The organism is Gammaproteobacteria bacterium (genome assembly GCA_019748175.1).
In the GTDB taxonomy this organism is placed as follows: Bacteria; Pseudomonadota; Gammaproteobacteria; order JAIEPX01; family JAIEPX01; genus JAIEPX01.
In genome coordinates, this window is record JAIEPX010000011.1 from 38,610 (window position 1) to 50,542 (window position 11,933).

Annotated in this window: 10 protein-coding genes; 6 read left to right on the plus strand and 4 right to left on the minus strand. The window is 39.7% G+C overall.

Annotated features, from left to right (window positions below; translation table 11 throughout):
* Positions 1 to 71 precede the first annotated feature (71 nt).
* Positions 72 to 977: a branched-chain amino acid transaminase gene (locus K2X50_05825; GenBank protein ID MBX9586759.1), complete on the minus strand. Its 906-nt coding sequence runs from the start codon at positions 975 to 977 to the stop codon at positions 72 to 74.
* Positions 978 to 1,435: 458 nt separating this feature from the next.
* On the opposite strand from K2X50_05825, the gene K2X50_05830 reads away from it, so the two are divergent.
* The 6 genes from K2X50_05830 to K2X50_05855 all read left to right on the plus strand — a co-directional run bounded on the left by K2X50_05830 (position 1,436) and on the right by K2X50_05855 (position 8,797).
* Positions 1,436 to 1,525 (plus strand): potassium-transporting ATPase subunit F, encoded by a 90-nt coding sequence (locus K2X50_05830; GenBank protein MBX9586760.1) that lies wholly within the window; start codon positions 1,436 to 1,438, stop codon positions 1,523 to 1,525.
* 27 nt (positions 1,526 to 1,552) lie between these two features.
* Positions 1,553 to 3,322 carry a potassium-transporting ATPase subunit KdpA gene (gene kdpA, locus K2X50_05835; GenBank protein MBX9586761.1) on the plus strand — a complete coding sequence of 590 codons (1,770 nt, stop codon included), beginning with the start codon at positions 1,553 to 1,555 and terminating at the stop codon, positions 3,320 to 3,322.
* Positions 3,312 to 5,378, plus strand: coding sequence for a potassium-transporting ATPase subunit KdpB (gene kdpB, locus K2X50_05840; GenBank protein ID MBX9586762.1), 2,067 nt, complete (start codon positions 3,312 to 3,314; stop codon positions 5,376 to 5,378). The genes kdpA and kdpB overlap by 11 nt, the downstream gene beginning before the upstream one ends.
* 19 nt (positions 5,379 to 5,397) lie before the next feature.
* Positions 5,398 to 5,994 carry a potassium-transporting ATPase subunit KdpC gene (kdpC, locus tag K2X50_05845; GenBank protein ID MBX9586763.1) on the plus strand — a complete coding sequence of 199 codons (597 nt, stop codon included), beginning with the start codon at positions 5,398 to 5,400 and terminating at the stop codon, positions 5,992 to 5,994.
* A gap of 2 nt (positions 5,995 to 5,996) precedes the next feature.
* Positions 5,997 to 8,021: a DUF4118 domain-containing protein gene (locus tag K2X50_05850; GenBank protein ID MBX9586764.1), complete on the plus strand. Its 2,025-nt coding sequence runs from the start codon at positions 5,997 to 5,999 to the stop codon at positions 8,019 to 8,021.
* Positions 8,022 to 8,215: 194 nt separating this feature from the next.
* Entirely contained in the window at positions 8,216 to 8,797 is a 582-nt protein-coding gene (locus K2X50_05855) for a glutathione peroxidase (GenBank protein MBX9586765.1), read from the plus strand.
* A 54-nt stretch (positions 8,798 to 8,851) separates the two neighbouring features.
* Here K2X50_05855 and K2X50_05860 read toward each other — a convergent pair whose 3' ends face one another.
* From K2X50_05860 to K2X50_05870, 3 genes are all read right to left on the minus strand, one after another.
* The gene (locus K2X50_05860) at positions 8,852 to 10,375 is read right to left on the minus strand and encodes a cryptochrome/photolyase family protein (protein MBX9586766.1); all 1,524 of its coding nucleotides are present in this window, start codon (positions 10,373 to 10,375) and stop codon (positions 8,852 to 8,854) included.
* A gap of 1 nt (position 10,376) precedes the next feature.
* Complete coding sequence (locus K2X50_05865) at positions 10,377 to 10,721, minus strand: hypothetical protein (GenBank protein ID MBX9586767.1); 345 nt, start codon at positions 10,719 to 10,721, stop codon at positions 10,377 to 10,379.
* Between the two features lie 323 nt (positions 10,722 to 11,044).
* Positions 11,045 to 11,878, minus strand: a complete 834-nt coding sequence (locus tag K2X50_05870) for a hypothetical protein (protein ID MBX9586768.1) — start codon at positions 11,876 to 11,878, stop codon at positions 11,045 to 11,047.
* Positions 11,879 to 11,933 lie beyond the last annotated feature (55 nt).

Genomic DNA, 11,933 nt, shown 5'->3' on the forward strand with positions numbered 1-11,933 from the left:
AGCAGGTAGCCTGTTTGCTATTTAGTAAAATCTTCAACAGCCAACTAGAGAGACCTGAACCCTTTATTCGATTATTTTACCACGGTCAGATATTTTTCATACTCCGTGTTTTTGCCGTGAACAATATCAAGATAGGCAAATTTGATGGTTGCAGTAACTGTGCCAACACCGCCATTTCCGATAATCTTATCATCGATAGACCGAATTGCAGTGACTTCGGCGGCGGTGCCTGTAAAAAAGGCTTCATCACTTTGATAAGCATCAGCCAAGGTAATGTTGGTTTCAACAACTTTATATCCCATTTTGGACGCAATCTCCATAACAGTGGATCGAGTGATTCCAGCGAGAATGGTGCCTAATTTGGGTGTATAGATGATTTCATCTTTGAGCATGAAGAAATTTTCTCCCGCACCTTCTGAAATGAAACCATCGTCGTCGAGAAAAAGAGCTTCGTGATAATGAGTGCCTTGCAATTCAAGCACGGCTAAAATGCCATTCAAATAATGGCCACATAATTTTGCTTCGACTTGAGTTGAAGCTGGATGAATTCGAATAAAACGACTGGTTTTAATGTCGACTGCGTCATGTGGTAGATACGCACCCCATGGCCAACATGCGATCGCAAGTTGAGGAGGACTGCCGATAGGGTTAACCCCCATTTTGCCATAACCAAAATAAGCAATGGGACGGATATATCCCGCCGGTAATTCGTTAACACGCACCACCTCTTGAACCGCCTCGCAAATTTCTTCACAGGAGTAGGGTAATTCCATCCTTAGAGTTTTGGCTGAGAACAGCAGACGATCAACATGATCTTTCAGTCTGAAAATTGCGGGACCTTTATCGGTATTATAGAATCGAATACCCTCAAATGCACCGCCACCATAGTGGAGTGTGTGGGTCAGGACGTGAATGTTCGCTTGGTCCCAAGGTACCAGCTCTCCGTTAAACCAAATTGATTTCGTTTTTTGCACGATTGTCTTCTCCACTCTATAATAAGTCAAAGTATACGTCTCGACAGTTTATCGAGCATTAGGTAATAATACTAGCCCAGCATCTCCCGGTTAAGGATTTTGCATGTTTTACTCAATCAATATCCTGAATTCTGTGCAGTTGGCTCTAAAATCGGAAGATGCTTGCTTTGATATATTTAGGTGAGAGAATCACGGTTCTCTCCCCTAAAACCCCTCATCGTGAAAGGAAAATATTTTTGCCCCTCCCCACTGAGGACCTTAGAACTCATCAAACTTAGAGCTGACCGCTTTACCTTACCTCCACCAAGTATTTATCAAGCAAAGATCTGCCCCCTTCCTCCTCTAGGCAAGTTCCGGTAATATGAGGAGATGGAAGACATACTTTACATAGGGATAACTTTGGTCTTTTTTGGCCTTTGTATTGGGCTAATAAGCTTTTTTAGTTCATTATCACGGAGTGATTGATGGGACTTTATCTGACATGTGGCCTTATCACATTTTCGCTGCTTGTTTATCTTTTAATTGTGCTTTTTAAACCTGAGTTATTTTAATTTTCGATTGAATGAAAGGATTCATTGTTGAAAGTGATAGATTTGTTACAAATTGTCTTATATCTCGGTATTGTAATTGCTTTAGTCAAACCATTGGGTTGGTATATGGCAAGAGTATACGAAGGCAAATCTTGTGGTCTTGATTATTGTCTCGGTCCGTTTGAGCGTTTTATTTATCGATTCTGTGGTGTTTCACCATCAGATGAAATGGGCTGGAAAAAATATCTTGGTGCAATGTTGCTATGCAATTTATTAGGACTGATGAGTGTCTATTTTATTCAACGCTTTCAATTCTATTTTCCCCTTAATCCACAATCTTTTTCGAATGTGCCCCCTGATCTTGCTTTCAATACCGCAGTGAGTTTTGCAACCAATACTAATTGGCAAGCCTATGCAGGTGAAAGTAGTTTAAGTTATTTAACGCAAATGCTTGGCTTAACGGTACAAAATTTTCTTTCTGCCTCAACGGGAATGGCACTACTGGTAGCATTATCACGTGGAATTATTCGCTTTGATAGCGACAAATTAGGAAGTTTTTGGGTTGACTTAGTCCGAAGTGTTTTATACATATTATTGCCGCTGTCTCTTATTCTATCGTTAGTTTTAGTTTCTCAAGGTGTTATTCAAAATTTTAAATCCTATCAAACGGTAAGTTTGATTGATCCCATTGTATTGGAAAAAAAGTCGGAAGAATCTTCAAATGCTACAGTAAAATCTCAAAAGGTGTTACTGACACAAAAAATTCCTATGGGTCCGGTTGCTTCTCAAATTGCGATTAAACAATTGGGTAGTAACGGCGGTGGATTTTTTAATGTGAATTCTTCGCATCCTTTTGAAAATCCTAATCCTTTGACTAATTTTCTTGAAATTATCGCAATTTTATTGATACCTACAGCCTTATGTTACACCTTTGGTGTTATGACAGGTGATAGACGTCAAGGCTGGGCAATTTTATTAGCTATGCTAATTTTATTTTTACCTTTGGCGGGGCTGTGCATTTTTGCAGAAGGACAATCTCATCCAGAATATTCTCAACTGGGTATTGAATCTCAGGGTAGTTTAGAAGGTAAGGAAATGCGTTTTGGAATTAGCAATTCAGCATTTTGGGCGGCTTCTACGACCGCCACTTCCAATGGATCAGTAAATTCTATGCATGATTCATTTACACCATTAGGTACTTTGGTTCCAATGCTTTTAATGCATTTCGGAGAAGTCATATTTGGTGGAGTGGGATCTGGTTTGTACGGTATGTTAATGATGATCATTATCGCTGTGTTCGTTGCCGGGCTGATGGTGGGTAGAACGCCAGAATATTTAGGAAAAAAAATCGAACCCTATGAAATGAAAATGGCCGTTGTTGCTGTATTAGTGATGCCATTAACTGTCCTTGTTTGTACTGCGATCAGCGTGGTGAGTTCCGTAGGTGTTAGTTCTTTAGGAAATCCTGGAGCGCACGGATTTTCTGAAATTTTGTACGCTTGGAGTTCGATGGGTAATAATAATGGAAGTGCTATGGCAGGACTCAAAGCCAACACGCCCTTTTTTAATACGCTAGGCGGTATCGTCATGCTAATCAGTCGATATTGGATTGCTATACCAACCTTGGCAATTGCAGGTTCTTTAGTGAAAAAGAAAAAAATTCCTACCAGTGCTGGTACGTTGCTGACTTATACGCCATTATTTGTATTCTTATTAATTTCGGTCATTGTAATTTTGGGTGCGTTGTCTTTTTTACCCGCACTATCGTTAGGCCCCATCGTCGAACAATTAATAGAGTGGGGTATCCATGGCCATTAAATCACATGCACTTTGGGATCCCAAGATTCTTAGAATTGCTATACGAGGTGCTTTTTTAAAATTGTCACCCTTACATCAAATTCGTAATCCTGTGATGTTTACAGTGTATATTGCTTCACTGGTTACAACGTGGTTATTTATTCTTGCTATTACTGGACAGGCTGAAGCGCCACCAGATTTTATATTATTAATTTCTTTGTGGCTTTGGTTTACATTATTATTCGGAAATTTTGCCGAAGCCATGGCAGAAGGACGTGGAAAAGCGCAAGCACAAGAATTACGTAAATCTCGTCGTGAAGTCACGGCAAAAAAAATATCTAAACCTTCTCGAGATGCGAAAATTACAAAAGTAGTATCTGCTGATTTGAGGGTGGGGGATTTTGTATTAGTAGAAGCGGGTGATTTTATTCCTTGTGATGGGGAAATTATTGAAGGAATTGTTTCTGTCAATGAGAGTGCTGTAACCGGTGAAAGTGCTCCTGTAATTAGAGAAAGTGGCGGCGATCGTAGTGCTGTTACCGGTGGTACATTGGTCATATCTGATTGGTTAATTATGCGAATTACAGCTGATCCCGGAAATACTTTTTTGGATCGCATGATTTCACTTGTTGAAGGTGCGAAGCGACAAAAAACACCGAACGAATTGGCATTAACAATTTTATTAGCCGGTTTAACCATTGTATTTTTGTTAGTGTGTGCAACGTTGATTCCGTTTTCGATTTATAGTGTCAATGCTACGGGTTCTGGTGAAGTGATCAGCATTACGGTTGTTGTTGCTTTGTTTGTGTGTTTAGCGCCAACCACAATTGGTGCTCTTTTATCTGCAATTGGAATAGCAGGTATGGATAGGATGATTCAAGCGAACGTTATTGCGCAATCGGGCAGAGCCGTCGAAGCAGCAGGTGATATTGATACTTTAATTCTCGATAAAACAGGAACAATTACACTGGGAAATCGACAGGCGACTGAATTTGTGCCAGCTGAAAATGTGAGTGTTGAAGCGTTTGCCGATGCTGCGCAATTGTCTTCTCTTGCTGATGAAACGCCTGAGGGACGTAGCATTGTTATTCTTGCAAAAGAGAAATATGGATTACGTGGAAGAAATATTACAAGCTTAGGTGCAACGTTCATTCCATTTACCGCTCAAACACGAATGAGTGGTGCTAATTTACCAGGGCGTCAAATTCGTAAAGGTGCTGCAGAAGCGATTGAAAATTATATAAAAGAACAAGGCGGTATTTTTCCTTCATTTGTAAAATCTGCGGTTGATTCAATTGCAAGTCGTGGGGGAACACCACTGGTTGTTGCCGAAGGTAATAAAGTGTTAGGTGTTATTTGTCTAAAAGATATTGTTAAAGGCGGAATTGCAGAACGTTTTGCGGAATTACGTAAAATGGGAATTCGTACGATTATGGTCACGGGGGATAATCCGAAAACCGCGGCTGCTATCGCTGCAGAAGCCGGGGTTGATGATTTTCTTGCGAGTGCAACACCAGAAGATAAATTGGTTTTAATTCGACGACTACAATCCGAAGGGCGTTTGGTAGCAATGACAGGTGATGGCACTAACGATGCGCCTGCACTGGCGCAAGCGGACGTTGCTGTTGCGATGAATACAGGTACTCAAGCGGCTAAAGAAGCGGGCAATTTGGTTGACCTTGATTCAAATCCTACTAAACTTATTGAAGTTGTTGATATTGGAAAACAATTGCTCATGACGCGAGGTGCATTAACAACCTTTAGCATATCAAATGATATTGCAAAATATTTTGCTATTTTACCAGCAGCATTTGCTACAACATATCCTGCTCTCAATGTCTTAAACATTATGCATCTTTCTACCAGTAGGAATGCCATTTTATCAGCGGTAATTTTTAATGCATTAATTATTGTATTTTTAATACCCTTAGCATTGAGAGGTGTAAAGTATCATCGAGTATCAGCCTCTAAACTGTTGAGAAAAAATGTTTTTATCTATGGGCTTGGTGGATTAATCGTTCCTTTCATAGCGATAAAAATGATTGACCTAATTTTATATGCAATTGGATTAAGATAATTATTGTGAGATTGAGAAAATGCTCAATATTATAACTGAACAAATAAAAGTAGCTTTAAGAGTCGTGATATTTTTTTCACTACTCACGGGCATAATATATCCTTTCGCAATGACGGGTTTAGCGCAATTATTTTTTCCTTGGCGATCGAATGGAAGTATGATCGTGCATCAAAGAAAACCCATTGCTTCTCTTTTGATTGGTCAATATTTTACCGATGAAAAATATTTCTGGGGGCGGCCTTCAGCAACTTCACGATTTCCCTATGATGCTGAAAATTCTTCAGGTTCAAATCTTGCGTTTGAAAATCAATCTCTGCTTAATATTGTGAAAGCACGTGTTGATCATTTGAAACTTAATAATCCAGAACAAGGTGGCGCTTTACCAATGGATTTGGTTACAGCGTCAGCGAGTGGACTTGATCCGGATATCAGTCCCAGAGGTGCATTATACCAAGTTCCGCGAATTGCAAAAGCGCGTAATATCTCAGAGAAAACGGTGACCGATCTAATTCAACAATCAATACTCCCGCGAACATTTCGAATTTTTGGAGAGCCTCGAGTCAATGTATTTTTGCTTAATATGTCTTTAGACCATCTCAACAGTAATGTGGAATAACTATGAAAGAGAAACGCCCAAATCCAGAAGAGTTGTTGAAAATTGCTGAGGAAGAAGCTCGTGTTGGTGAGAGCGGAAAACTCAGAATATATCTCGGTGCAGCACCGGGAGTGGGGAAGACCTACACGATGCTTGAAGATGCTCAGGCAAAACGACGAGAAGGATTGGATGTTGTTGTTGGGATAGTGGAGTCGCATGGTAGAAGAGAAATAGATGCATTACTGCATGGTTTGGAAATGATCCCTCGACAGGTGGTCAATTATCGAGGTGTGACATTAACTGAATTTGATCTCGATGGCGCATTAAAGCGAAATCCTGGCATAATTTTAATTGATGAAATGGCTCATACGAACGCTCCTGGGTTACGTCATGAGAAAAGATGGCAGGACATTAAAGAATTATTAGATCGAGGCATCAATGTTTATACAACGGTAAATGTTCAGCATATAGACAGTAAAAAAGACGATGTGGCGAAAATTGTTCATACCAATATCAAAGAGTCTGTTCCGGATTCAATGTTTGAAATTGCGGATATCATTGAACTCGTCGATTTGCCACCGGAAGATTTGCTGAAACGATTAGAAGAAGGAAAAGTTTATTTTCCACAACAAGCTGAATTGGCTAAACAGAATTTTTTTAGAGAGGGCAATCTTATTGCTTTGCGTGAAATTGCACTGCGGTACACCGCTGATCGTGTGGGGCAAGATGTCTTGTTGTATAGGCGTGGGCAAGGCATTACACGAATCTGGCCTACTCGAGATAAAATTTTAGTCTGCGTAGGTCCAGGAGAGTCCAAGAAATTAATTTTCTCTGCTGCGCGAATTGCTAAAAGCCTTAAAGCTGAATGGATAGCGATTTATGTTGATGTACCTAAATCGCGGTCATCTGAAGAAGAACGAAATCGGGCAGTCACTAAATTACGACAAGCTGAGCGATTAGGGGCGACAACACGATTATTAGTCGGAACTGATATCGTGAAAGAAATCATCAATTTTGCTCACGAACAGAATATTTCTCAAATAATGGTCTGGAAAAGCAGTCATCAAACATGGAAAGAAACTATTAAGATTTGGAAAAATATCAGTTCAGGAAAGCGAGTTTTCACCTTCAGTAGTCTTGCTGATAAAATTGTTCGTGATAGCGGTGAAATTGATGTCTATGTCATGACTGGGGTGAAAGAAGATTCTAAAACTCCGGTAACTACCCAAGTTAAAAAGAGACGTTTTCCTTGGAAAAGTTATTTGTTTTCAATCGCTGTTGTAGGCATCACAACTATTATCGATTATTTTCTTTTTTCTTTTCTGAACGCTACTAATCTCATCATGATTTATTTCTTTGGTGTTTTTTTAGTAGCATTGTATGACAAAATGTTACCGACTATTTTCACCGCTTTGTTAAGTGTAATTGTTTGTGGCTTTTTATTTATGTCACCTTACTACACGCTAGAAGTTTTTGATAGCAGCTACATGTTGAGTATAGTGTTGATGTTTGTGATTGCCTTGACGATTAATTACTATACCGTAACGTCGAGAAGAGAAGCGCTTCGAGCACGGCATGCAGAAAAATTAATTGCACATTTACATACACTCAGTCGACAATTAGCGACCACTCGAGGTGTTGAGAAACTATTCCGTACTGGTGTTGAATATATTGCTGAAAGTTTGGACTGCGAAGTTCAAGCCATGTTGCAGCAAGAAGGTGGTTTAGTAGTGCGAGCTAAATCCGAAACCGATTGGATATTAGATGCAAAAGATATGAGTGTTGCTCAATGGGTTAATGATTTAGGTCAGTCTGCAGGCTTGGGCACTGATACTTTACCTTTTTCAAAATCACTTTATATACCTTTATTAGCATCACATGGAACAATTGGGGTTTTGAGTCTAAGGCCAAAAATTGAAGGGCGCCTATTTACCCCAGAAGAAATGCACTTGCTAGAATCTTTTGCTCATCAATTAGCGATTACTCTTGAGGCAGATTTATATCATGATAAAAATCAGCTGATTGAGATAAGTATACGGTCATCGTGAAATGTATAGCCTTTGGTAGTTTAGAATTTTTATCTATAGCGATGAAAGTGCGAAAATTCGCGACTTGTCGGAAGGTCGGGGCTTGGCCGTGTTTTCATAGAAATATTTGATTATTGCAGCACTACCAAATACTATGACATTTGGATTATTGGCTCCGCAAATAGTTTTATTCAACCATGAGGCGGTAAAATAGTATGTACAGATCTCTCAAGCAAGCAATTTCTGCAGTTTTTTTTGGGGTATTTCTTATGGGTTTTCTTACACCTGCCGCGGCTGTTGGGCCGGCTCAGACCGTTTATGACTTCGCCTTTGAATCGCTGCTTGGTGATGAACCACTGCGCCTTTCAGACTATAAGGGGAAAGTCCTGCTCATTGTTAACACTGCCTCACATTGCGGTTTCACCTCGCAATATGCAGGCCTTGAAAAACTCTACACTACATATAAAGATAAAGGCCTCGTGGTTATCGGCGTACCAAGCAATGATTTCGGTGGGCAAGAACCCGGTTCCTCAGAGGAAATCTCACATTTTTGCAGGCTGAATTATGGTGTAAGCTTTCCGCTGTCTTCGAAAGAGAGCGTATCCGGTAAGAAAGCACATCCATTTTATCAATATGCTAAAAAAACCCTCGGGTTCGGTACCGCTCCCAAATGGAACTTTCACAAATACCTGGTAAACCGTAAAGGTGTGCTGATCGATTATTTCAACTCAACCACGTCCCCAGATTCTGCAAGACTTATTAAAGCCGTTGAAGCAGCGCTTGCTCAGCCCCAATAATGGCAATTAATGCACATAACGGCACGAACACATCTGTCTGATGAAAAGACACGTTTAGGTTAACTCGCTCAAAAATTCTGTCGCATCGTTTCGTATATCCTGAATTTTCGTCGGGCTCATCTTGTCGATGACGGAATAAATCATAGCTAGACGATGATTGCCTTGTAGTTGATCACGATGTTCAAGCAAAAAATTCCAATACAAATAATTGAAGGGACAAGCTGTTGGGCCATTTTTTTGCTTAACATTGTAATGGCAATTCTTACAATAGTTAGACATTTTATCGATATAGGCGCCACTCGCAGCATATGGTTTGCTGGCAAGCACACCTCCATCGGCATAAAGGATCATGCCGGTAACATTAGGTAGTTCAACCCACTCAAAGGCATCAGCATAAACGAGTAGGTACCATTCATTAACTTGAGCGGGATTTATGCCAGCTAATAGCAGAAAGTTGCCTAACACCATTAAACGCTGAATATGATGCGCATAGGCATTCTCGCGTGTTTCTTTGACACATTGTGCCACACAATTCATTTTAGTATCACCAGACCAAAAAAAATCAGGTAAAGATCTGATTGCAGATAAATAATTTAGATTTTTATAACTAGGCATTTTAAGCCAATAAATACCTCGGACATATTCGCGCCAACCGAGAATTTGGCGGATAAAACCTTCCGCAGCATTGAGCGGTACTTTTCTCTCATAGTATGCGGTTTGCGCACGCTGAATGCATTCGAGCGGTTCTAATAAACCATTATTAATATAAATACTTAAATGCGAATGAAACATCCAGGGTTCATTTTCGATCATGGCATCTTGGTAGTCGCCAAAAAATTCGAGTCTCTCATCAATAAACTGTGCTAATGCATCTAATGCCTGCGCACGCGTTACAGCGAAGTGCCAGGGGAGGATATCGCCAAAATGTTCGCTAAAGTTTTCAGTCACTAAATTCATGACTTCTAGTGTGATAGTATCGGGCTCTGTATGGTATGATTTTGGTATCAATAAATTATTCTTTGGGATTTGTCGGTTCTCAGAATCATAGTTCCATTTGCCACCTTCTGGACGGCCTTTTTGCATTAGAATATTGTGCTTTATACGCATCACCCTATAGAAATATTCCATCCGAAGTTCTTTACGGCCTTCTGCCCAAGCGGAAAATTCTGCACGAGTTGCTAAAAAGCGGTCATCTTCACGAATTTCAACAGGAATTTTTAAGTTTTGCTTTAACGCTTCGAGTTGTTGAAAAATCCTGTACTCAGCAGGCCAGGTCACAATAATTTTATCCGGCTGGTGTAATGCAACAACTCGAGTGATTTCACTTATCAGCGTGCCTGTATTTTTGCTATCGGTTAAAGGTATATAAATTAAATTATAGCCACGCTGCAATAACTCTTGCGCAAAATGACGCATAGCTGAAAGCAGATAAACCAACTTCTTTTTATGGTGTTTAACCTGTGTGCAATCCTCTGCCAGCTCAAGCATGAGAATTAAATCTTGCTTGATATCAATATCTTGTAGCGCAGATAATGTTCTGCTCAGCTGATCTGTTAAAACCAAGCGCAACGTTTTCATTTTAGCAACCAGGTATTAGAGATAATGTTAGCAGCTCTATTTGCCACAGTTGGAGAAAAGTCCGTCTAATCTTGTCATGAACAGCCTTAGTGATATTTTTCCAAGCAGTTTCTTTTGTATCCGTCCAAATACCAAGAGCGTTAAGCCATCCGTAAGCTTGGGTACTGAATGAGGTTGTTTCGGTAATCAGTAAGCCGGCATCCTCTCGCGCTGCATAATAATCAGCCATAATACGCGTGGGCACAGCACCTGCTTCAGCTCGGCCTCGTGTCATGGGGGACATAAAGATGCGATTGGTTAATTGGTAATTTGCTAGAGGGATTGGATCAAATAGTGTTGGCATCATTAACATCTCCTTGTTGAATCTTGATCATTATCTCATTTCGACCCGCGAAGGACAATGTTAAACGGGTGAAATCTCCATTTGACGATCTTATTGATGTCTAAAAATAGGCTTCCGCCTACCCCCACGGTTCATTTGAAAGTGGGCTGATAAAAGCCAGTGAATTACATTGTAAATCATTTCATGAAAATAAATTATCTCAACAATCGTATGAGCGATTACTTTACAAAGAAATCACTCTTGATGATCTTTTAGTGAAGCCTAAATGCACTGCTGCGTAGAATGGATTAAAAAAAGATAAAATCTTGACGCGACGCCATTTTTCTTTATTTTTTAGCGGATACTTGTGATGAAAGCACTGGTGTTGTTCTTATCTTATCAATTGCCAAGTTTATTTGTTCCAGTTGATGTTCAACTACTTTCACTGCGACTTTTGCTCCCAAAGTACCAAGTGTTCTTTCAATCTTATAAGCGATTAATTTCTGTTCAAGATCTTCTTTTATTTTTTCATAGGCACGTTGAACTAAATCAGGAGATTTTTGCATATATTTCTGTATTGTATCCGATGCCTCTTTTATTACACTGTCTGCTGGTCTCTTCGGTGTTTCCAGCACGTCATGAAACTTTTCAGCGGCTTGCTTCACATTAAGAATAATTGCTTCTTCAGCGCAACTTTTCAGTTCTTTGGCCATGGTCACTGAAATTAAACCAGTTTTTGGTTCTATCATACGCAGTTTTTGAAGACTCTCAGGATCTTGCTTTCTCAAAAATGAAACAAGGGCTTTTTCATCACCTTGTCCCGCTTTTTTCAAAATGACTATAGCGGGTAACACGACGTTTACGTTAAATTGCATCGATTCAGTAATTGAAACTTTGGGTTTTGCTCGGCGTTTAACTTCTTCAGGTTCAATATTTGTAATTGAAGTAATGTTATCTTTTCTGAGCTCGTTGGCTGCGGTTTTCGCTAAAAAGCATAATTTAATGTTCCGAAGATCTTTCGATAATACATCTAATAATTTTATATCTTGTGCCTTTAAAAAACTTATGAAAAGTCCCTTAGAGTAATTCTGCTTTTGATAGTCCTTGCATTGTTCGACTAATTTTTTATAGGCAGCAGAAGACTTTGTATTATCAAGTTCATCTTTATCTGACTTTGCCATATATCCTCCTAGATGCTATCGGCATCAATAGCACGGTCCGCCAGTACATAACCTG